This window comes from Microbulbifer zhoushanensis (assembly GCF_021729055.1).
GTDB lineage: Bacteria > Pseudomonadota > Gammaproteobacteria > Pseudomonadales > Cellvibrionaceae > Microbulbifer > Microbulbifer zhoushanensis.
The window spans coordinates 15253-35324 of record NZ_JAJSAO010000001.1 but is presented as its reverse complement, the minus strand read 5'-3'; the positions used below and the strand labels follow the sequence as shown (position 1 = coordinate 35324).

The following is a 20072-nucleotide window of genomic DNA, read 5'->3' as shown; positions in this document are numbered from 1 at the left end:
CGCGTGCATCCGGAGCCGGTCGTGGGCCGTCATGGTCTTGCCCGGTACCTGGCACCAGCTGGTATACCATCGGCCCCTCTCCGGCGAAATACGACAGCTTCAGGCAACTGCCCTGCAGGTTTCACTATGGCGGGATGCTCCCCCGGCCCTTAAGCTTTGTGGTAATTGCTGGGCATTCAACAGGAAACCGGCCATGGGCGCACCCAAGCTGTTTGAACCTCTGACTGTCGGCTCGCTGACACTCCCCAACCGGATTGTTATTGCGCCTATGTGCCAGTACTCCGCGGTTGATGGCTGCATGACCGACTGGCACCTGATCCACCTGGGGCAACTGGCGTTATCCGGGGCGGGGCTGCTCACCATTGAGGCCACCGCTGTGGTGCCAGAGGGCAGGATCAGTTACGGCGATGTTGGCCTGTGGGACGATAACACCGAGGCCGCAATGGCCCATACCCTGGAGTCGATCAGGCAATGGTCCGACATGCCCATCGCCATCCAGCTCGCCCACGCCGGCCGCAAGGCGTCTACGGACCTGCCGTGGATGGGCGGCCGGCAGATTGCACCCGGGGATACCAACGGCTGGCAGACGCTGGCGCCCTCCCCCCTCCCATATGACCCGGGCGAGCATGCGCCGCTGGAAATGGATCGGGCTGCCATCGAGCGGGTGCGGGATGCCTTCGCGGTATCGGCCCGGCGCTCGGTTCGCCTGGGGCTCGACGCCATCCAGATCCACGCCGCCCACGGCTACCTGTTACACGAGTTTCTCTCCCCCCTGTCCAACCGGCGCGATGATGAATACGGTGGCTCACTGGAGAACCGGATGCGCTTCCCGCTGGAAGTGTTCGAGGCCGTACGCGATGCAGTGCCGGATGCATACCCTCTTTCCATACGGGTGTCGGGTACCGACTGGGTGGAGAACGGCTGGGACCTGGAACAGACCATCGCCTTTGCGCGGGCCCTCGAGCAGCGCGGTTGCGGGGCGATACATGTCTCCAGTGGCGGGCTGGATCCCACCCAGCAGATTCCTGTTGGACCCGGTTACCAGGTACCCCTGGCCCGGGGCGTGAAACAGGCGGTTTCGATGCCGGTCATCGCGGTCGGACTGATCACAGAGTTCGAGCATGCGGAGTCGATCATCGCCACTGGCGATGCCGATATGGTCGCCCTGGCCCGGGGAATGCTCTACAACCCCCGCTGGCCCTGGCATGCCGCTGCACACCTGGGGGCCACCGTCTCGGCACCCAACCAGTACCTGCGCTCCCAGCCACACAATTACCCGGGCCTGTTCGGGGAGTGAGCCGGTCTTTCCGGCCCCGGGGCCTCAGGCCTCTTTCCCCTCCCCTTCCCCGTCTATGCGGAGGGGCTCCTTGAAGGTCAGCGTGCGGTAAGGGAATGGAATCTCTATGCCTGCCTCATCCAGGGCCAGCTTGATCGCGGTAACCACCTCACCCTTGGACTGGCGGATATCGAAGGGCACAGAGCCGGTCCACCAGGTGACCTCGATATCGATACTGCTCTCGCCGAAACCGGCGGGAAATACCTGCACCGGATCTTCCTGTCGCACTGTCTTCAGGGGCTTCATGGCCTCTGCAATCACCTTCACCCCCTCCCGCACATCCTCGCCATAGGCGATACCCACAGTGATAGTCACACGCCGCTTGACCCGGCTGGTCAGGATCTCGCAGGGGTTCTGGAACAGGAACAGGTTCGGCACGATCACCAGTTCGCCGGTGAGCTTGCGAATCGTCGTATTGCGCACCTCCACCGACTCCACGCGACCACATACGCCCTCGCACTCGATTACATCGCCCTCCTCGAACGGGAAGCGCCACAGGATCAGGATGCCTGCGAAGAAATTCTCAAAAATATCCTTGAACGCCAGGCCAATCGCCACCGACAGCAGGCCGACCGCGCCCAGCGCCCGGGCCGGGGTCAGCCCGGGGAACAGCACCATGGCGGCAAACAGCAACCCCAGCATCCATATCACAATGGTGAGCAGGCGGACCATCAAATCCTGCAGGGATTTTTTCGAGGCAAACCGGCGGAAGATACGACTGCCGAAATGGCGGACCGTCAGGACAATCAGCCAGGTGACGAACAACACCATGAAACTGGCGATTACAAACGGCGTGTGGTTGAGGAAGTTGCCCCAGACCGAGTCCAGCGAACTGACCACGGTCTCTGCCGCCTCGGAAACCGGTTCCGGCGTGATTTCCTCCAGGTTTTCCTGCAGGGCGGGTTTCTCTTCCTTGCCCCCACCCTCCTCCTGCACCAGGAGCCGGGCCGGCAAGTTCAGTAGTTGGCTGAGAAAAAATGCGAGGCCGCTCACGGGTAACACGCTGCTCCGGTTTCAGTACACCATCCCTTTTTATAGCTGAAAGGCTTGATGTGCCGGGGCCTGCCGGTGGCATGTGCCAGCGAAAGGCATGCGCCTCAACCATGCCGCCGGCGAGAGCGGCAAATGGCGTCAGGAGGCAGGAAGCTGTTCCAGGAAGAAATCCCGCAGGTTCTCCCCCATAATCCGGCGGATCTCGTATTCACTGAATCCCTGTCGCAGCATTTCCTGGGTCAACACCCCCAGCTCCCCGGCATCGAAGGCCACCTCCACCGTGCCGTCGTAATCCGAGCCCAGCGCTACATGTTCAACCCCCAGCAGGTCGATGGCATAACGCATGGTGCGCACGATATTTTCCGGGCTGGGATCGCAGACCGCGCCGTCCCAGTAGCCGATACCCACCAGGCCGCCAGCGGCGGCCACTGCCTTCATCAGCCCATCACTGATATTACGGGGCGTGTCACACATTCCCCGGAGGCCCGTGTGGGACACAATCAGCGGCCGCTCCACCAGGGCCAGGACATCCCGCACCACCGCCTCCGAGGAATGCGCCACATCGATGACAATCGAGCGCTCGGCCATTTCCTGTACCGCGGCACGACCGAACTCCGTCAGGCCGGCCCCACTCTGGCCGTGCAGTGAGCCTCCCAGTTCGTTATCGAAAAAGTGCTGCAATCCCATTACCCGGTAGCCGGCATCATGGAGCCGGCCGATATTGGCCAGTTCGCCCTCGAGCGGGTGGGCGCCCTCGATTCCCAGGATGGCGGCCAACTGCTTGCCGCCCTGCGCCCTGGAGGCCAGGGCCTGGCGCAGGTCTTCGGCACTGTGGATTACCCGCATCTGTCCCGGCGCTTCGGACGCCAGCGCCCGCACTCGCCCGGCATGGTAGAGCGCCCGCTCCAGCAGGCTGCCCCAGGTGCGGGGCGGCCAGCCCTGGGCCACTGCCAGCAGGGTGATATTGTCGGGCGCATCACTGGCGTTGCTGGCGTAGTTCTGGCCGCGCGGCGACTTGGTCACCGCGGTAAACACCTGTATCGCCAGGTTGCCGTCGCGGGCGCGAGGCAGGTCCACATGGCCATAGTCGGCACGATCCCCGATATCCCTGGCCCAGAGGAAGCTGTCGGCGTGCAGGTCGCCCACCACCAGTGACTCGTGCAGCGCCCGCGCCCGCACCGACAGCGCGGGCAGCGCCTCGCCGGTGCGGGTGTTCATCCTTTTCTCCACCCCGGGCAGCAGCAGCCACTTCCACGCTGTGAACAAAACCAGCGCCACCGGGGTCAGGATAATGAGAAACTTCTTCATGAGGATTCCTGGCATTCCACGTTATTATTCCTGTCCGCGGATTATTCCACTATTGCGGATGGGCATCATCGTCCCGCAGGGACATTACTGAGGAGCTTTACGTGCAGTTAGTGCAGTCATTCAACCGGATTGTTGTTTTGTTATTGTTCGCGGCCCTGTTCCAGGGGTGCACGGTACTCACGCCCGACTTCGAGGAACCGTCGGTCCAGGTCACCGCCCTGGAGCCGCTGCCGGCCAATCGTGCCGGCGACCTGCGATTTCGCATTCGCCTGCGGGTGGACAACCCCAACTCCGTGGCCCTGTCCCTGTCGGGACTCTACTACACCCTGGACCTGGCCGGGCACGAGGTGGTGACCGGCACCGCCCGTGACCTGCCACAGATCCCCGCCTACGGCAGCAAAGATATCGCGGTAGAGGCCTCCGCCAACCTGATGGGCTCATTCATGGCCGCCGCCGAACTGATGTCCCTGCGCGGCGACACTGTGCCCTATTCCCTGGAGGCCAAGCTGGGCCTGGAACGCACATTCCCGCCCTCCATCCGCGTTCGCAAGGACGGCGAGATCAGCCTGAACCGCTGATTCTCCGCATCGCCCGGCCGGCACCCTGCCGGGGACGCAGACGCCGGTCCGGACAGCCGCGCAGGGGCCAGCACTCGCACGGGGCGAAAGCGGGGTAGCTAAAGGGATTTAAGGAAAAGAAAAGACACTGGGCCGGGGACCGGATGGCCCCCGGTGCACGGTTGTTCAGCGACGTGCTGCGACAATACCGCCGAACATGGCGGCCACGGAGGACAACACCCCGAGGCCCAGCAGGCTGTAGAGGCTGATTGACTGGCGCGCGGCTTCGGCGAGCACCTCATCCAGGGGGAACTGCCAGGCGACAATGGCCGAGGCCAACACCACCGCCCCATATTGGGTGCGGGTCACCCGGCGATCGGAACGCCGTGTGGGCGCAGGCAGTCGCTCCATGACACCGTCACAGAAGCCATCATCGTCCAGGTAGGGCTCGCTGAACTGCAGCTGCTGCCCCAGCCAGGTATCGAAATCCGGGTCGCTGTTGCGTAACTGGGCTTCACTCAAGGTTCCAGACCCCTGTTCCCCGTTGCGGGAATACCATTCAAACTTATCCACTGACCACCTCCTCACGCCACGCCTGCAGCAATGTCTGCAACCTGGCCCGCGCGCGGTTAACGTGGGATTTAACCGTACCGAGGGGCAGCTTCATGATACTCGCAGCCTCCTCGTGTGAAAAGCCGCGTTGCATGCACAGGTGAATCGCCTGTCGTTGCGGCTCGCTGAGCTCCTGCAAGGCGGCATCCAGGTCGCGGGCCATGCCCAGCTGCTGGGCCTCTTCGACCGTCTCCTGGGCCTGGGCCCGGTCCACCGCCTCCTGGTCCACCTCCGGCGCGTTCTTGCGCCGGTAACTCATGACGAGATTGTAGGCGATCCGGTACAGCCAGGTGCTGAAACGCGCATCCCCACGAAATGCCGGCAGCGCCTTATAGGCCTTGATAAAGGCCTCCTGCGCCATATCGTCGGCCAGGGCCTGGTCACCATCGCACAGATTGCGGAGCGAGAAACGCAACTGTGACTGATAGCGCCGAACCAGCTGGGCGTATGCCCGCTGGTCCCCGTCTTCGACGATACGCCGGATCAATTCCCCGTCATTGAGGTCCATAAACCGCTGTCCCTAGCCTGCCCGGTTGCCTTCCTGGTGTTCCAGTCTCCAGTTGATAAAGCGGGCGATACCGATGAACAGCGGAATCAGACCCAGGCTGCCAACTCCCACGTCCACGGAGAGGGTAAGCCAGATAAAGAGCGCCAAGCCTACAGCAATCAGGGTGAAACCGCGGTCTTTCAGGTTACTGGGAGACTCACCCTGCATGGCATCCAGCAGCTCCGGCGGGATATCCCGGCCCTCGGCCACCATGCGGTTGATGTTGTCCATCATCAGCTGCTTCTTGCGATAGCTGTTGCGGGTCACCAGCCACACAATCAGGATGGGCATGCCGAAAACGCCGAGCACCGCGATGAGCCCGATGGTCAGCTCCATGGAGTCGTCGTCACCGCCACTCCGGTGCTCCCAGTGGTGGTCACCGCGATTCCCGAACTCCCGCGCCATATCGCGGGAGATATCCCGGGATATCTCCCTGGAGATATTGCGGGACATACCGATCTTGATGTTATCCGGCACTCCCTCCATGGCCTCCTCGATCACCAGGCCGGACTCATCGAGGATGCCCTTTTTCTCCAGTTTCTCGTAGATTCGCCGGGACAGGGCCCCGCCGAACTCCTCGCCCAGGTCTACCTCGACCTCGGACCGCTGGCCGTCGGCATCTCGGGTCCTGATTTTCAGGGTGCCATCCTCGCCGCGGATGATCCGCACCTGCTTCTCGACACGGTCCTCGTAGTCCTCGATGTCCGCCCGGGGTGGCTCGGGCGGCTCCGGTGGCTGCTCACTGCGCACCTCCGGTGCCGCAGCCGGCTGTTCCGCCGGTGTCTCCTGGGCCCAGGCGAAGCCGGTGCCCAGCACCGTCGCCAGTCCCAGGACCAGTGGGGATATCAGGTTTCTCGCTCTCATTAGTGACTCTCTGCTTGCTGTCAGTATTCTTTTAAGTCGCGTTGCTGTAACTGCCGGTGGCACTCCTCAGAAGGCCGCCAGCGGGGAGCCGGTCAGCGAGGGGCCAGCGATACGCACTGGGTAGCGCACCTCTCTCTCCTCCTCCCGGGCCTCCCGCTCCCGGCACTCGCGGAGCTTATCCGAGACCGCCTGCTCGGCTTTCTCGGCCAGTTCCTGCTGGACCTTGGCAATGGGCAGCTCCAGCGACTCTGCCGACACAACCGGGGTCGACATGGCCGGGGCCGCTGCCAGGAATGCAACCAGCGCGACGTAAAATTTAACCTTTTTCACACATCCTGTCTCAGGGGTTACCATGGTAGCCTCCATATAATTTCCGTTTACAGCCTTAAGATGCCGCCGGGAGGCCCTATGGATGCACCGGCTGCAAAAAAAATTCAGGGGAGCCCGATGACCCAGCCCGCCGACGTACTGCGTTTCTGGTTTGGCAGCGAACACCTGGATGCGCCGGTGGCGGACAGCCACCGGCAGCTCTGGTTTACCCGCGACGAGACACTGGACCAGAAGATCGAGGAAGAATTTGGCCCCGCCGTCGAGGCGGCCCTGGCCGGGGAACTGGGGGACTGGCGTACCAGCCTGGCCGGGGAGCTGGCCCTGGTGCTGCTCTGTGACCAGTTCACCCGCAATATCTACCGCGGCACCCCGCGGGCCTTCGCCGGGGACCCCCTTGCGCGGGAGGTGGCCATGGCGGTGATAGGGCGCGGCGACGACAACCTACTGGGCCTCTACCAGCGGGCTTTCCTGGGGATGCCCCTGGAGCACGGCGAGAGCCTGGAGATGCAGCAGCGCTCGATCGAGTTCTTCGACCGCCTGCGCAAGAGCCACCTCGATGGCGCCGAGGGTGCGGCCCAGGCCGAGAACTTCTACCAGTACGCCCTGGCGCACCGGGAGGTGATCGAGGAATTCGGCCGCTACCCACACCGCAATGAGGCCCTGGGCCGGGCCTCGACACCGGCCGAGCAGGCCTGGCTGGAAAAAGGGGGTGGCTTCTGATGGATATTGTCGCCTGGCTGTCCCTGGCCGGTATCTGTGCCCTGGGGGCCATGTCACCCGGTCCCAGCCTGCTGATTATCCTGCGGGGCGCCGCTGCCGGCGTACGCCCCGGCATCGCCGCTGCACTGGCCCACGGGGCCGGCGTAGGTATCTATGCGGTCCTCACCGCCCTGGGGCTGGCAGTACTGATCACCAAGTCGCCGCTCCTGTTCAACATCCTCCAGTGGGGCGGCGCCGCCATGCTGCTCTACCTGGGCTGGAAGGCACTGCGGGCCAGGGCGCCGGACCCCAACGGCGAACGGGCCGAGATCGCCCCCCTGAGCACCCGTCGCGCCGCGGCACAGGGGTTCGGTATTGCCTTTTTCAACCCCAAGATCGCAATCTTCTTCACGGCGTTGTTCAGCCAGTTTGTGGGGGAACAGCAGGCACTGGGGATAAAGCTGGGCATGGCCGCCCTGGCGGCCGGGATCGATGCAGTCTGGTACTGCCTGGTGACCCTGGCAGTCTCGGCCGGCCGCCGCCGCAACTGGTCCGGCGGTCCGGTAATGCACCGGCTGCAGCAGCTGTTCGGCATCCTGCTGGTGGCCCTGGCAGCGCGGCTGGTACTGACCATCTAGGTACACTCCCCGGCCCGCAGGATCCCGGGCCAATAAAAAAGGCCCGCCGGGTGGCGGGCCTCAATCTCACACTGCGGGGTCAATTGCGGGCGCCTACTGGGGGGAGGAGGCGCCCGACTGCAGGGCTATTATGGCAGCCCACTGGTGCCGCGGGGGGGCGCAAAACGCAGCCGGCCATCGCTTTATCGCATCACGGCGGTTCCACCCGGGCAAGGCCTGGCGCAGATAACACCGGGTTGCGTTCAACCCGGGGCTACTGCGCTCCCCTGCCGCCCCGCACACCTGCCGCATTTCACGCCAGAATCTCTTCAAGGTCGTCACCGTCGGTTGACACTGGACAGCCATACAGATACTGTACGTTCACACAGTATGATTACTTGAACAATAACCGGAGGCACACATGGCCGTAGTTGCTGTTTGGAAATGCGATAGAGACGGAGCTATGTTCGACAACAAGAAAGATGCGGAAGAACACGACAAGATGCTGGAGCTGGCCGCCAATATTACCTCGCTGATCGAGAAAAATATTGACGGTATTTCCGAAGCCGCGGGCGAGGAAATTGGCCTGCTGCTGGCCAAGCGCCGCGAAGTGCTGGCCAAGGCCTGCAAGGGCAAGCCTGAAATGCTGCTGGAAGCAGAAAAAGAGACTGCAGGCGAGAGCGCCGAAGAAACCGGCAACGAACAGGGCGAGGCCGACGACCGCGTCACCCCGCTGGCCGCGAATCAGTAATTTTCCCGCATGAATCCCCACCCGGGGATGTCACGCAAACCATCCCTGTACTGTGCCCGGTATCTGCCGGGCTTTTTTTTTGCCCGTGCGCCCTGCGCCTTACACCCTACCCTTCTTTGTAGGAACGGCCCGTGGCCGCGATTGCAATGCCCCGAGCCACCGATCGCTGCCAGTAGACATACCCCCGTAGGAGCGGCCGCTGGCCGCGAGCTTCAGACCATTCCCTAAGGCATATAACAGTACTGACAGCAGGATTTATTGTGATCGCGGCCAGCGGCCGCTCCTACAACAGGGGTCCGTTGCTGCCCGCCTAGAATGCCCCGATGATATTGATCGATGCATAGGCAGTGATCACGATCCAGGTCAATGTCGTGCCCCAGAAGCGACCGTAGTGGTAGCCACCCCTGCCGGCCGTCAGGCCCCAGGCGTGCAGGAAACGGCCCAGCACCAGCAGACCACCGAGGATATTCAGCCAGAAAGCGGACAGGCCATTGATCTCCGCCACCAGCATCATCAGCAGCGCAATGGGAACATACTCGACCGCATTGGCGTGGGTGCGGATCAACACCTCTGCATAGTGTTTACCGCCACTGCCCACACCCACCTTCTCGCCGCGACGAAAACGCACCACGCGAAAGGCAAGCGCCAGGATCAGCAACGCGCAGAGGCCGCCATACAGGCCTGTCAATGGAACCATCATTGGAAACTCCCCATGTAAAAAGGGCGGGACCCGGTCCCGCCCTGTTCTGTTATCAATCTTATCCGGGACAAGTCCAGGCCATCTGCGGGCTCAGAACTTGTAGCCCATTTCATGGCCCTGCTCGGGCTTCAGGTAGCGGTCGCGCAGGCGCGTCGAGCGGTTCACCAGTGACTGCGGCTCACCACCAATCAGTACCTGCTCGGGATAGCTGGTGACTTCCAGCGGGTCCCCGCTCCAGACGACGATATCGGCCACACCACCCGGCTGCAGCACTCCGCCCTCGAGGCCAAAAATGCGCGCAACATTGGTACTGATGGCCTTCAGGGCTTCTTCGTACGGCAAGCCGTAGACCACCGCATTACCGGCGGACTGGCGCGCAAGGTGCACCAGGTGGGTGGAACCATAACCCGGGCCGCCAATGGCCACAGTGACACCGGCCTTCTGCATCCGCGCCGCGTTGTCAAACCGGGCGCCCAGGCTCTCAAAGCTGATCGGCAGGTTGTTAACCACATCGATGATCACCGGCACCCGGGCGGCAGCCAGCTGCTCGGCTACCATCCAGCCCTCGGCGGCACCCTGGATGATTAACCGCAGCTTGTACTCCTCGGCCAGCTCCAGGGCCTGGAGGATATCGCTGGCACGATTGGCGGTAACAATCAGCGGCTGCTGGCCCTGTACGACCGGCTGCAGCGCCTCCAGGTCATCCAGTGAATGATTGAGCTCACGCCAGTTGCCCCGGCGGATCGCCTCCCGGTTGTTCAGGTATTCCCGGGCTTCGGACAGGGCTGTCTCGATGCGGGCATAGGCATTGGCCCGGCTGCCGCCGGCCAGCTGGCTGCCCAGCTCACCCAGGTAGGCCTTCTGGCCCAGCTCTTCCGCTACCACACTGTCGAAATCGCCGTTCAGGGAAATGGCAAAGCCCTGACCGGCAAAAACCCGGTGCAATTTGCCGGCACCCTCACCCCAGGTGCTGATCGACGGGAATACCACCGCGCGGGTCACGCCGTGCGCACGGTTATAGGGGATCAGGGTGGACTTCGCGTTGTACGCCGGGCGCGGGTCAAAGCCGCTGCCAATACTCTCACCGCTGACTGCGTAATCATTGGTGGCGCTGGCAGCACTAATCTCGGTCAGCCCCAGCTCCGACTGGGGTGCGATAACACCGGGGGTCACCACCTTGCCGCGCGCATCGATCACGCGGTCGGCGCGCTCGTTAATGGAGGGGGCCACCGCCTGCACCTTGCCATCCCGCACCAGGACATCACCCTCGGCCAGGGTACCGATACCGGACAGGGTGTATACCTTGCCCCCCTTGATCAGCACGGTCTCGGCATGTACCGGGAGTGCGAACAGGCCCGCAAGCGCCAGTTGAATCAGGAATCTGGTCATTACAGTCGCTCCCCCTCTGCCTCGATAATACCCAGCTCGAAATCACTGCGCGGCTGCCGCGCGGGATCGTCACGGTCGTACATCAGCTCGCCATCGATAAAGACTTTTTCTGCCTGCGTATAGACACTGAACGGGTTGCCCGACCAGACCACCACGTCCGCCATCTTGCCTTTCTCCAGGCTGCCGGTTTGCCCGGCGATACCCAGCGCTTTGGCCGGGTTGAGGGTCATCCAGGTAACCGCGTGTTCCGGGCCGATATCAAAACCGGCCCGTTGCCCGGCCACCATCGCCTTGGCAGTTTCCTCATTCAGGTGCTGAATCCCCACTGCGGAATCAGAGTGGATCATGGCACAGGCCCTGGCCTGGTCGACAATGGCTATATTGGCCTCGGTCATGTCGAAGGCCTCGTGCTTGAAGCCCCACCAGTCGGCCCACATAGCGGCACAGACATTGTTCTCCGCCAGCAGGTCGGCGACCTTGTAAGCCTCCACGGCGTGGTGGAAGGTGGAAATCTGGAAATCGAATTCCTTGGCGATATCCATCATCACGGCCATTTCCTCACCACGGTAACAGTGGTTGTGCACCAGGATATCCCCGTTCAGCACACCCGCCAGGGTTTCCATTTCCAGGTCGCGCTCGGGCGGCTCGCCGCCGTTCTCGGCGTACTTTTCCCACTTCTCCTTGTACTTGCTGGCAGCGATCCAGGCCTTGCGGTAACCGGCCACGTTACCCATCCGGGTGGAGGGGGCCTGACCCTTGCCACCGTAAACCCGCTTGGGGTTCTCCCCGCAGGCCATTTTGAGCCCGTAGGGCGCACCGGGGAATTTCATATCCTGTACACGGCGCCCGGGAACATTCTTCAGGGTCACGCTGCGCCCACCAAACAGGTTGGCCGAACCGGGCAGGATCTGCAGGGTGGTAACCCCACCAGCCAGCGCCAGGGAAAACTGCGGGTCCTGGGTCCAGACCGAGTGCTCGGTCCACACCTCGGCGGTATTGGGTGCAGTCATCTCGTTACCGTCCTGGGAGGACTCGATTGCCGGTGCCGGGTAGTTACCCAGGTGGGAATGGACATCGATAATGCCCGGCGTCACCCACTTGCCCTCACCGTTCACCACCAGGGCATCTCGCGGAGCCTTGAGTCCATCGTCGATACGGGCAATCTTGCCGTCCTCGAGCAGCAGGTCGGTGTTTTCCAGCATTTCGCCGGTGCCGGTGAGCAATGTGGCACCGGTAATCAGTACCGGGCGGGACTGTTCGATGGAATAGGTGGAGGGAAAGGCATCGAGGCGGGCGAAGTCCGCGGCCCCTTTGCCAGCGGCGGTGTCATCACCGCCACAGCCGGTAAGCAGGAAGGCGGCCGTGAGGGCGGCCGCGATAGCGCGCGGCGACGGGAGCCCCCCGCGGCAGAGTGCGTGCAACTGCATAGCGATATTTTCCGTTGTTATCCGTTGCGGGTAAATCAGGTGTAATCGCTTATGCTATCAGGACCGCACCCTTTACACACCTACAAGCGGATGCCCGGGGGAAGGGAAACGGTTAGGGGCGAGGATCGGTGAGGGGATCGGGATAAGTATCGGGGAAAAGCCGCGGTGGCCAGGGACCGGAGATCCCCCTGCCCCGCCGGCCCGGCTCAATCCACCGTCGACTCCTCGGTGGCCTTACGCGGCGCAGAGGCCCGGCGCCGATCACCCATGCTATCGTCGCTCTCCCGTGCCGCTTCCACCGCCAGCTGCGCAAAAAACTGCTCCAGGCGGTCGGCGTAGCCCAGCGCCGCCAGCAACTGCAACATTGCAGATAGGTTACAGCCGCGGCCATTTTCCAGCCGCTTCACGGTACTCAGCCCCAGCCCGGACTCCGCTGCCAGGGTTTCCTGGGGGATATTCCGCGCGAGCCGCAAGCGCCGGAAATGTTCGCCGAGTTGCGCCAGAGATTGCCCTTGATCAAAAGTGCTCATTGTAAATTAACCAGTTTCCTTCCAGTTTCACGCGGTTACAGGGCTGATGCCGGATCTTTGCGACACTTTCACCCTGTTTTGCTTTTCGCACATTCAGTCGGAATTGCTGGTAGATGGCTACAGCCGCACTTGCAGGCTCACCCCGGCAGGACCCGGCAACTACCAGCTCGAGGTATATCTACGCAGGGTTGTCGCAATTGGATGACAATTTGTGAGACGGTCGCAGGGCTTAACGCCTCAGTAGTGCATCAGCTTGATGATGGTCTCGCCATTATCGCACTCGCCGACCACTTCCGGCTCGCGGATCTTGGAGCCCGCCTGGATCACCTTGTTGGAGGGATAGGAGACGAAGCAGGCAAAATTGAAGTTGACCGCCCAGTTACAGCGCAGCAGGCCGTCATCCTCCTCGTAAAAGCGCTCCTGGCAGAAGCTGAGGTAGGGGCTGCCAGAGGCACCCTGCTCCGGGCCAATCGTAATCTGTGTATCGTACGCCACCGGCAACATCAGCCCTGTCGCCAACACCCACTGCCACATAGCGCCAGCCTCCTGTTCGGGAGCAATCCGGGGAGCCCCTGCAGTCCATCATCTCCGGGGCCTACGGAAGCTCCGGGGAAATACGACGGATTTATCCAGGGTCCCCCTGAGTCTAGCAGCTTCTGGCGCCTTTTCCGTCCAGGTGTCCTGCCCCCGCAGGCACTCCGGGGAAGGCTCCCTACTGGTCCGGCCAGTCCCCGGCGAAGTCAGCTGCCGCCGCGACGCCCCGCGGCCAGGGCGGTAAAGCGGCGCGCCTCCTCCCCGGTGGGCTGGAGATCGTACTTGCGGACGATCGCCATAAAGCGCTCCACATAGACCTGCGACACGGGCCCGTAGGGCGGCATCCACTGGTCCGGCCCCCGGTGCCCCTTGCTCTGGTTGCGCCCGTCATCCACCAACCACAGGTTCTCCGGGTCCTCGGCAAACTGGCGCTTGCGGGCCCTATCCCAGCCGGCGCCACCATGATCGTGGGCCCACTTGAGCGGCACGATATGCTCCACATCCAGGTCCGAGGCCAGGGTGAAGAAGTTGCCGGTATAGGGATCCAGCCACAGGCCGGTCTTGACCCGGCATTGGTCGGCGCGGGTAAAGGTCACCGGCGCCAGGGAGTAGCGCAGCAGGAGTTCATGGCGGGTGTCCTGGCAGTCGCGGTCACTGTCTGACCAGCGTGGCAGCCACTCGGCGCGATGGTAATCCGCCGCGCTGGCAACAGTACAAAGGATAAACGGGAGGCATGCCCACAGGGGACGTAACGATCGACTACTCATACTACTCCTACCAATCGTTTTCAGGGTCTGGTTGTCGGGGAGATGGCAGGCGGGCAGCGCGGCTCCACCTGCCAGGCCTCAGCGGGCTTTCTGTCCTGTTGCGGAAGGCTGTTGGTGCAGCTCAATCACCTCGCCGTTGATTACTGCCACCCGCACACCCGCCTCATCGCGCAACAGGAAGGTGGCATCGCGACGACGCAGTGGCCGTTGCCGCTGCGGGTTGCGGGGGTTGATGGCCACCGGCAATTCGGTGTCCACCCGAAGCCGCGCCGGGTCGCCAACAAAGTAGCCGTAGCCATCCTCCAGCAGCTCGCGGTAGCGGCTGTCGTCCAGCATCAGGATTGGGTCGCCATCCAGCTGGAAGGGACGCGGCGGCTGGTATTGCCACTGGCTTGCATCCAGGGTCTGCGCCCCGGCCAGGTTCGACAGGTCGCCGGCATCCACCACCTGGGCACCACCGGTCCGCTGGTTGATGGCCAGGTCGGTGACATACCCGGTGTCGCCCTCACCTGCCCTCAGCCCGGTGATCTTGATATCGACGATGGCGTCGTCCTCGTTAAAGGGAATTGCCTCGTAGCGGGCCAGTGGGGTATCCCGATAGCTGCCCGTGGCAATACTGTCGATAGCGCTCACCAGCATCTCGAAATTCATCCGCCGTGCCACCTGCCGGTTGGGGTCCGCAGGGTGGGCACCGGACTCGATCAGGATGGTACTGATGCCCATTTCAGAGAATGTGTCGCCAAATGCACGGTAGGCATAGGTATCGTCGTAACGGGCAATATGGCCCCCGATGAAAGGCTCGATCGCCGCGGTCAGCACGCCGATCAGTTTCATGGCTCCGGCGCGACTGTCATTGACTTCGCGCGCCCGGTTGTACGCCGGCGCCAGCACCGAGATAGTGGCCATCTTGCCGGTATCGCCGACGCCGTAATGGCGGTCCTGGTCGTGCAGGTTAAAGCCGAAATGCGGGTCGAACTCCTTTGCCAACCCCATCAGGACCCGGCCCTCCGGCGACTGCAGGGCCTTGGCATCGCGGTTCACGTCGAAGCTCTGGGCGTTGTGGCGGCTGTTCCGCTCGGCGCCATCGGGATTCAGCATGGGCACCATCACCAGGGTGATTTCGTCCATCCACCCGGCCCGCCACTTCGCCTGTTCCGGCGCGGTTATAAAATTCACCAGGTCAAAAATTGCCGGGGTGGCGGTAGGCTCGTCGCCGTGCATCTGTGACCACATCATCACCCGTATGGGACCGGAACCCACCTGCAGGCGGAAGATGGGCCGGCCTTCATAGGAGCGACCGATTTCCTTTACATCCACCAGTTCCGATTCCCGCAAGCGGTCCACCAGCGGCAGAATGTCCGCCTGGCGAATGACGGGCTTGTCGAGGCCCGGCTGGCGATACTGTTCATAGGTTTCCGGCGAAGCCGCGGCCATCGCCACCGGGCCGGCGGCAATCAGCACAGCCGCCGCTACCGTTTTCAGCGCGGGCATTGCGATTGCGGACACAGGGCGTAATAGAAGTGCATCAATGGCACTGGGAAAGGAAATCGGCATGGCAGTACCCGGTTGTTATCGGTTTTATCATTCGCCGCGGAATAATTTCAGCAAATAAAATATTCCACAGCCTGCCCGGGTTTTGCAATCAAATTTTTTTGGTGATGTTAACCACCTAACACTCGCGTACAGGAATAGCGGGGTAACAGGCCTCAATCCATAAAGCCATCCACCAGCAACGCCAGCTGGCTGTCGGTCCCACGGCAGGTGCGGATACCAGCCGCATCAAACTCGCGGTGCAACGCCAGGCCATCCACTGCCGCCAGGGACAGTTTCGCCGCCACCAGCGTATCCAGTTGCGAGCGGAAGGCACCACTTTCCACCCCACTGGCCAGTGTCCGCCGCAGCGCGCCTACCGCAGCGTTGAAGAATTCCCTTACCTGCTCCCCACCACAATGGTCACGGGTCACCGATTCCGCCAGGGTTACAATCGACCCCGCGCTGGCCGCGCTGAGGCCGGCCTGCAGGCGCCGCAGTTGTTCCAGCAGGCGCTCCCGTGGCGGCAGCGCCAGGACCGCCGCCTCCTCCAGGGCAAATCGCTCGGGCGCTGTGAACTCCTCCAGCAATGCGGTGCGAATGGCCTGCTTGGATTCGAAATGAAAATAGATGCCGCCCTTGGTCAGGCCTGCCGCGCTGGCTATATCCTGCACCGACGTACTGCCGAAGCCACGGCTGTTGAAGCATTCACGGGCCGCAGCGAGGATTGCCCGGCGTCGCTCCTGCTCGGGCAGCTTCTTCCAGCCACCGCGGGCCCGGGAACTGTCTGTACCGCTGGCGGACATATCTGCAATCCTCATGGTCTATTACCCTGCGGGGCATCATAAATGGAACACAGCCGGCCTCCAAATAAATACCGACCGGTTGGTATTTATTGACGCCAACCCAACGCCCTCTTAAGATTCCGACCCACTGGTATTTATCATCAGGAGGTACCGATGCTGGCCACCCCCATTACACTGCCCAACGGCCTGTTATTGCCCAACCGGTTTGCCAAGTCCGCCATGGAGGAAGAGCTGGGCCACCTCGGCGCCCCCACCAGCGCACATATCAACCTGTACCATCGCTGGAGCGCCGGGAACCCCGGGCTGCTGATCACCGGCAACGTAATGGTGGACCGACGTGCCATGACCGACCCGGGCGCCGTGTTCCTCGAGGATGAGTCCCGCCTGCAGCAATTCCGCGCCTGGGCCAGTGCCGGGCGCCAGGGCGGCAACCTGTTCCTGATGCAGATCAACCACCCCGGCCGACAGATACCCAAATACCTGAGTGAACGCCCGGTAGCACCTTCCGCCGTGGGCCTTGAGGTACCCGGCGGCCGCGGCCTGTTCAATACCCCCCGCCCACTGACCGATGACGAGATTCGCGAGCAGATCCGACGCTTTGCCCGCACCACCGCCCTGGCGGTGGAGGCCGGTTTCGACGGCGTACAGGTGCATGCCGCACACGGCTACCTGATCAGCCAGTTCCTCTCTCCCCTGACCAATCGCCGCGAGGACCGCTGGGGCGGTTCAGCGGAAAACCGTGCCCGTTTCCTGTTTGAAGTATTGGCCGCGGTACGCGCCGTATTGCCGCGCGGCAAGGCGCTGTCAGTAAAACTCAATTCTGCCGACTTCCAGCGCGGCGGCTTTACGGAAGAGGATGCCTTGCGCGTAATCGAGCGCCTGGCGGAGTTCCGGGTCGACCTGCTGGAAATCTCCGGCGGCAACTACGAGTCCCCGGCGATGATGGGCGGCAAGGACGCCACCCCCGGCAAGCGCACCGCCCAGCGGGAGGCATTCTTCCTCGACTTTGCCGAAAAGGCCCGGGCTATCGCTCCCATGCCCCTGATGGTAACCGGTGGCTTCCGCTCCCGGCGGGGCATGGATGCGGCCCTGAAGTTCGGCGCGGTGGATGTGATCGGTATGGCCAAGCCATTCTGCCTGGAGCCGGAGTTGCCCCGGCGCATGCTGGAAGGCGACCTGGATGAGATCCACTATCCCACAAGGCGCCTGCGCACCCAGGCCATGAGCAGCCTGGGCGTGATGGCCTCGGCGCGCACCCATATCCGCCGCATCGCCAGCAACCAGCGCCCTGACCCGAAACTCAATATTTTGCTGAACCTGGTACGGGATTTCCTCAGCACCCAGCTGCACGCCTGGCGCTACCGGCGCTGGCTGCGCAAGAACCCGGGGCCACAGGCTACCTGAGGCTGTTACCCTCACTGTCCCCATCGCCAACCGGCAGGGCTGGCAGTGACCAGGAGTCCCGCAGGCGCAGGTATTCGGCACGGGGCAACGCCACATACAGTGGCCTTGCACCTCGCTGCAGGCGTGCCAGCACGCGGTCCATCTGCGGTTCGGCAAAGGCGGTGCAACCTGCTGTTGGCGCCCCCGGCGCCTTCCAGAGGTGGATAAAGATACAACTGCCGGCGCCAGGCTGGTTCTCAGGGTTGTGGGCGACAAATATCCCTTTCTTGTACTGCTGGTCGCCGTAGTGGATATCCCGGCGCATCCCCTCGCTGGAGCCTTCAACAGCGGCGCGCCCCACCTCTTCCGTATCCACTGTGCGGTTGTAGAGGGGGGATTCCGGGACATCCACGCAGAAATGTGTCTCTTTCATGGGCCAGTATGCCAGGCCGGTTTCCACCGTAGGCGCGTAGCCGAAAGCGTCGCCCAGCCGGAAGATACCCGCCGGCGCCTTGCCATCCCCTTCCCGCTTCTGCGGGCCCTGCTGCTGTGGGTGCAGGCCGATTCCCCAGGCCAGGCCGGTGCGACCGATATTGACCGGCACGGGCTCCGCCACACCTTCCCAGCCGCCTTTTGCCCGCTCGAACTGGTACATCACGCCCGTATCCGCATCCCAGTCTTCGGTAATGGTGAGCAGCAACTGGGACGAGGTCTCGGGAATCTGGGCCAATCCCTGGCATGAGGCCAGCAGGCCCACGGTCGCCACCACCAACTGGAAAAGTCGCATTGCAATCGGCTCCTTACATTGCTTTTCACGCCAGAGCTTAACTCCGGGGCGGGGATCGAAAAAGTACCCCCTGCCCGGGGCAAGCCGATTCGGGGCAAATTTGAGAATACCTGCGCTACTACCTACATTGAAACGGACCGTGCGAGGTTATCCAGCACAGGGAAGTAATCGGGCGACAGGATGCGAACGCAATTTCTGCAGGCAATCGAAATCACCGGGCTGGCCATCGAGATTTTCGGTGTGCTGGTAATCCTGGTGGGCTGCTGCTTCTCCACCGGCAAGTTCCTCACCACATACCGCCACCTGCCCGGGGCAGAGTCCTTCCGTAATTTCCGCCAACAGCTGGGGCGGGCGATCATCCTTGGGCTGGAGTTCCTGATCGCCGGTGACATCATCCGCACGGTGATTGTTTCCGAATCCCTGGAAAACGTCGGTATCCTGGCCCTGATTATCCTGATGCGGGCTTTCCTGAGCTTTACCCTGGAGATGGAGATCGAGGGCAAGATGCCATGGACCCACCCGGCGGGCACCCACGATGCCCCTGCACCCACCTCCACCGCTGGTCGCGACAACTGATACAATTGCGCGCCAGCGTCGGAAACGCCCCCGGCGGAACCAACAATCGCGGTCCCACCCACACCTGATGGCACCAGGCCAGGACCGCCCGGCCGCCGGAACAGTATTTATGCCCTCACTGCGCATCCTGCTGCTGACCACCCTGGCAATGATCGCCTTCGCCGGCAACTCGATCCTGTGCCGCCTTGCCCTCAAGGAAACCAGTATCGACCCGGCCAGCTTTACCTCCCTGCGCCTGCTCTCCGGGGCGGTGATCCTGTGGTTGGTATCACTACACAAACCGGTTATCGAAAACGGTGACAGGAAGCACTGGCAGCACGGCAACTGGATTTCGGCCGTTGCACTCTTCGCTTATGCGGCCGGTTTCTCCTTTGCCTACGTGAATATGAATGCAGCCACCGGCGCGCTGCTGCTGTTCGGTGCTGTACAGGTCACCATGATCGGCCACGGGCTGTGGGCCGGGGAGCGACTGGGGCCGCTGCAGCTTGTCGGTACTTTTATCGCCATCGCCGGGCTTGTTGTCCTGCTCCTGCCTGGCGCCACCGCCCCGCCGCCACTCGCGTCCTCGCTGATGCTCGGCGCCGGTGTAGCCTGGGGAGTCTATTCGCTGCGCGGTATTGGCCAGGAGGACCCGACCCGTGTCACCGCCGGCAACTTTATCCTCGCCGCCCCGGTAACCCTGGCCCTCAGCCTGCTCCTGCGACAACAGGTTTCGTTCGACCTTGCGGGGGTGATCTACGCAATACTCTCCGGTGCCGTGGCCTCGGGTATCGGCTACGTCATCTGGTATGCCGCCCTGCCCGCCCTCAAATCCACCACTGCCGCCACGGTACAATTGAGCGTGCCCGTGATCACCGCGATCGGCGGTGTGTTGTTTCTCCACGAGTCGGTGGACCTGCGTATGGTGCTGTCCTCAGTTGCAATACTCGGGGGCATTGCGCTGGTGATTGTGGCTCGCAACAACAGGAACGATGCTTCGGCAACAGACTGAGTCACAACAACCCGGGGGCTCATTGACGATCGCCGGGA

At 62.8% G+C, this 20072-nt stretch carries 23 protein-coding genes; 8 read left to right on the top strand and 15 right to left on the bottom strand.

Going from position 1 to position 20072, the window contains the following annotated elements; translation table 11 throughout:
- The first annotated feature begins 193 nt into the window (after positions 1 to 193).
- Entirely contained in the window at positions 194 to 1297 is a 1104-nt protein-coding gene (locus tag LVD10_RS00195; protein WP_237061267.1) for an NADH:flavin oxidoreductase/NADH oxidase, read from the top strand.
- Between the two features lie 24 nt (positions 1298 to 1321).
- Here LVD10_RS00195 and LVD10_RS00190 read toward each other — a convergent pair whose 3' ends face one another.
- A complete protein-coding gene (locus LVD10_RS00190) occupies positions 1322 to 2329 on the bottom strand; it encodes a mechanosensitive ion channel family protein (RefSeq protein WP_232942066.1) in 1008 nt (335 codons plus the stop codon).
- 138 nt (positions 2330 to 2467) lie between these two features.
- The gene (locus tag LVD10_RS00185; protein ID WP_237061265.1) at positions 2468 to 3637 is read right to left on the bottom strand and encodes a dipeptidase; all 1170 of its coding nucleotides are present in this window, start codon (positions 3635 to 3637) and stop codon (positions 2468 to 2470) included.
- Positions 3638 to 3738: 101 nt separating this feature from the next.
- Between LVD10_RS00185 and LVD10_RS00180 the strand changes: the two genes are divergently transcribed.
- Positions 3739 to 4215 (top strand): LEA/WHy family protein, encoded by a 477-nt coding sequence (locus tag LVD10_RS00180; RefSeq protein WP_237061263.1) that lies wholly within the window; start codon positions 3739 to 3741, stop codon positions 4213 to 4215.
- Positions 4216 to 4380: 165 nt separating this feature from the next.
- Here the strand turns inward: LVD10_RS00180 and LVD10_RS00175 are convergent, their stop codons facing one another.
- The 4 genes from LVD10_RS00175 to LVD10_RS00160 all read right to left on the bottom strand — a co-directional run bounded on the left by LVD10_RS00175 (position 4381) and on the right by LVD10_RS00160 (position 6547).
- Positions 4381 to 4767: a hypothetical protein gene (locus LVD10_RS00175; RefSeq protein WP_237061261.1), complete on the bottom strand. Its 387-nt coding sequence runs from the start codon at positions 4765 to 4767 to the stop codon at positions 4381 to 4383.
- A complete protein-coding gene (locus LVD10_RS00170; RefSeq protein ID WP_232942058.1) occupies positions 4760 to 5314 on the bottom strand; it encodes a sigma-70 family RNA polymerase sigma factor in 555 nt (184 codons plus the stop codon). The genes LVD10_RS00175 and LVD10_RS00170 overlap by 8 nt, the downstream gene beginning before the upstream one ends.
- Before the next feature lie 12 nt (positions 5315 to 5326).
- Positions 5327 to 6217, bottom strand: coding sequence for a DUF6249 domain-containing protein (locus LVD10_RS00165; RefSeq protein ID WP_232942056.1), 891 nt, complete (start codon positions 6215 to 6217; stop codon positions 5327 to 5329).
- 66 nt (positions 6218 to 6283) lie between these two features.
- Positions 6284 to 6547 (bottom strand): hypothetical protein, encoded by a 264-nt coding sequence (locus LVD10_RS00160; RefSeq protein WP_232942054.1) that lies wholly within the window; start codon positions 6545 to 6547, stop codon positions 6284 to 6286.
- A gap of 117 nt (positions 6548 to 6664) precedes the next feature.
- Between LVD10_RS00160 and LVD10_RS00155 the strand changes: the two genes are divergently transcribed.
- The 3 genes from LVD10_RS00155 to LVD10_RS00145 all read left to right on the top strand — a co-directional run bounded on the left by LVD10_RS00155 (position 6665) and on the right by LVD10_RS00145 (position 8614).
- Positions 6665 to 7267: a DUF924 family protein gene (locus LVD10_RS00155; protein ID WP_232942052.1), complete on the top strand. Its 603-nt coding sequence runs from the start codon at positions 6665 to 6667 to the stop codon at positions 7265 to 7267.
- Positions 7267 to 7884 (top strand): LysE family translocator, encoded by a 618-nt coding sequence (locus LVD10_RS00150; protein WP_232942050.1) that lies wholly within the window; start codon positions 7267 to 7269, stop codon positions 7882 to 7884. The genes LVD10_RS00155 and LVD10_RS00150 overlap by 1 nt, the downstream gene beginning before the upstream one ends.
- 400 nt (positions 7885 to 8284) lie before the next feature.
- Positions 8285 to 8614, top strand: a complete 330-nt coding sequence (locus LVD10_RS00145; protein WP_232942048.1) for a YebG family protein — start codon at positions 8285 to 8287, stop codon at positions 8612 to 8614.
- A 310-nt stretch (positions 8615 to 8924) separates the two neighbouring features.
- Here the strand turns inward: LVD10_RS00145 and LVD10_RS00140 are convergent, their stop codons facing one another.
- The 8 genes from LVD10_RS00140 to LVD10_RS00105 all read right to left on the bottom strand — a co-directional run bounded on the left by LVD10_RS00140 (position 8925) and on the right by LVD10_RS00105 (position 16312).
- Positions 8925 to 9314, bottom strand: a complete 390-nt coding sequence (locus LVD10_RS00140) for an MAPEG family protein (RefSeq protein ID WP_232942046.1) — start codon at positions 9312 to 9314, stop codon at positions 8925 to 8927.
- Positions 9315 to 9404: 90 nt separating this feature from the next.
- Complete coding sequence (locus tag LVD10_RS00135) at positions 9405 to 10703, bottom strand: amidohydrolase family protein (protein ID WP_232942044.1); 1299 nt, start codon at positions 10701 to 10703, stop codon at positions 9405 to 9407.
- Complete coding sequence (locus tag LVD10_RS00130) at positions 10703 to 12130, bottom strand: amidohydrolase (protein WP_232942042.1); 1428 nt, start codon at positions 12128 to 12130, stop codon at positions 10703 to 10705. The genes LVD10_RS00135 and LVD10_RS00130 overlap by 1 nt, the downstream gene beginning before the upstream one ends.
- Positions 12131 to 12336: 206 nt before the next feature.
- Complete coding sequence (locus LVD10_RS00125) at positions 12337 to 12660, bottom strand: helix-turn-helix domain-containing protein (protein WP_232942040.1); 324 nt, start codon at positions 12658 to 12660, stop codon at positions 12337 to 12339.
- Between the two features lie 237 nt (positions 12661 to 12897).
- A complete protein-coding gene (locus LVD10_RS00120; RefSeq protein ID WP_232942038.1) occupies positions 12898 to 13194 on the bottom strand; it encodes a hypothetical protein in 297 nt (98 codons plus the stop codon).
- A 206-nt stretch (positions 13195 to 13400) separates the two neighbouring features.
- The gene (locus LVD10_RS00115) at positions 13401 to 13961 is read right to left on the bottom strand and encodes an HNH endonuclease family protein (protein ID WP_237061253.1); all 561 of its coding nucleotides are present in this window, start codon (positions 13959 to 13961) and stop codon (positions 13401 to 13403) included.
- Positions 13962 to 14039: 78 nt separating this feature from the next.
- The gene (locus LVD10_RS00110) at positions 14040 to 15452 is read right to left on the bottom strand and encodes a M14 family metallopeptidase (RefSeq protein ID WP_237061248.1); all 1413 of its coding nucleotides are present in this window, start codon (positions 15450 to 15452) and stop codon (positions 14040 to 14042) included.
- 215 nt (positions 15453 to 15667) lie between these two features.
- Positions 15668 to 16312 carry a TetR/AcrR family transcriptional regulator gene (locus LVD10_RS00105; RefSeq protein WP_237061247.1) on the bottom strand — a complete coding sequence of 215 codons (645 nt, stop codon included), beginning with the start codon at positions 16310 to 16312 and terminating at the stop codon, positions 15668 to 15670.
- Between the two features lie 138 nt (positions 16313 to 16450).
- Here LVD10_RS00105 and LVD10_RS00100 point away from each other — a divergent pair, with 138 nt between their 5' ends.
- Positions 16451 to 17701: an NADH:flavin oxidoreductase/NADH oxidase family protein gene (locus LVD10_RS00100; protein WP_232942030.1), complete on the top strand. Its 1251-nt coding sequence runs from the start codon at positions 16451 to 16453 to the stop codon at positions 17699 to 17701.
- Here the strand turns inward: LVD10_RS00100 and LVD10_RS00095 are convergent.
- Entirely contained in the window at positions 17694 to 18467 is a 774-nt protein-coding gene (locus LVD10_RS00095) for a L,D-transpeptidase family protein (protein ID WP_232942028.1), read from the bottom strand. The genes LVD10_RS00100 and LVD10_RS00095 overlap by 8 nt on opposite strands.
- Positions 18468 to 18647: 180 nt before the next feature.
- Between LVD10_RS00095 and LVD10_RS00090 the strand changes: the two genes are divergently transcribed.
- Together LVD10_RS00090 and LVD10_RS00085 are read left to right on the top strand one after the other, a co-directional pair.
- Positions 18648 to 19043 carry a DUF1622 domain-containing protein gene (locus LVD10_RS00090; RefSeq protein WP_232942026.1) on the top strand — a complete coding sequence of 132 codons (396 nt, stop codon included), beginning with the start codon at positions 18648 to 18650 and terminating at the stop codon, positions 19041 to 19043.
- Between the two features lie 109 nt (positions 19044 to 19152).
- Entirely contained in the window at positions 19153 to 20034 is an 882-nt protein-coding gene (locus tag LVD10_RS00085) for a DMT family transporter (protein WP_232942024.1), read from the top strand.
- Positions 20035 to 20072: the final 38 nt, after the last annotated feature.

Bases quoted from the DNA above. Each gene is read 5' to 3' on its own strand.
- LVD10_RS00095 (WP_232942028.1), bottom strand. From the start codon at position 18,467: ATGCGACTTTTCCAGTTGGTGGTGGCGACCGTGGGCCTGCTGGCCTCA.
- LVD10_RS00155 (WP_232942052.1), top strand. From the start codon at position 6,665: ATGACCCAGCCCGCCGACGTACTGCGTTTCTGGTTTGGCAGCGAACAC.
- LVD10_RS00120 (WP_232942038.1), bottom strand. From the start codon at position 13,194: ATGTGGCAGTGGGTGTTGGCGACAGGGCTGATGTTGCCGGTGGCGTAC.
- LVD10_RS00150 (WP_232942050.1), top strand. From the start codon at position 7,267: ATGGATATTGTCGCCTGGCTGTCCCTGGCCGGTATCTGTGCCCTGGGG.
- LVD10_RS00090 (WP_232942026.1), top strand. From the start codon at position 18,648: ATGCGAACGCAATTTCTGCAGGCAATCGAAATCACCGGGCTGGCCATC.
- LVD10_RS00110 (WP_237061248.1), bottom strand. From the start codon at position 15,452: ATGCCCGCGCTGAAAACGGTAGCGGCGGCTGTGCTGATTGCCGCCGGC.
- LVD10_RS00140 (WP_232942046.1), bottom strand. From the start codon at position 9,314: ATGATGGTTCCATTGACAGGCCTGTATGGCGGCCTCTGCGCGTTGCTG.
- LVD10_RS00100 (WP_232942030.1), top strand. From the start codon at position 16,451: ATGCTGGCCACCCCCATTACACTGCCCAACGGCCTGTTATTGCCCAAC.
- LVD10_RS00085 (WP_232942024.1), top strand. From the start codon at position 19,153: ATGCCCTCACTGCGCATCCTGCTGCTGACCACCCTGGCAATGATCGCC.
- LVD10_RS00170 (WP_232942058.1), bottom strand. From the start codon at position 5,314: ATGGACCTCAATGACGGGGAATTGATCCGGCGTATCGTCGAAGACGGG.
- LVD10_RS00145 (WP_232942048.1), top strand. From the start codon at position 8,285: ATGGCCGTAGTTGCTGTTTGGAAATGCGATAGAGACGGAGCTATGTTC.
- LVD10_RS00165 (WP_232942056.1), bottom strand. From the start codon at position 6,217: ATGAGAGCGAGAAACCTGATATCCCCACTGGTCCTGGGACTGGCGACG.
- LVD10_RS00115 (WP_237061253.1), bottom strand. From the start codon at position 13,961: ATGAGTAGTCGATCGTTACGTCCCCTGTGGGCATGCCTCCCGTTTATC.
- LVD10_RS00185 (WP_237061265.1), bottom strand. From the start codon at position 3,637: ATGAAGAAGTTTCTCATTATCCTGACCCCGGTGGCGCTGGTTTTGTTC.
- LVD10_RS00135 (WP_232942044.1), bottom strand. From the start codon at position 10,703: ATGACCAGATTCCTGATTCAACTGGCGCTTGCGGGCCTGTTCGCACTC.
- LVD10_RS00125 (WP_232942040.1), bottom strand. From the start codon at position 12,660: ATGAGCACTTTTGATCAAGGGCAATCTCTGGCGCAACTCGGCGAACAT.
- LVD10_RS00195 (WP_237061267.1), top strand. From the start codon at position 194: ATGGGCGCACCCAAGCTGTTTGAACCTCTGACTGTCGGCTCGCTGACA.
- LVD10_RS00130 (WP_232942042.1), bottom strand. From the start codon at position 12,130: ATGCAGTTGCACGCACTCTGCCGCGGGGGGCTCCCGTCGCCGCGCGCT.
- LVD10_RS00105 (WP_237061247.1), bottom strand. From the start codon at position 16,312: ATGAGGATTGCAGATATGTCCGCCAGCGGTACAGACAGTTCCCGGGCC.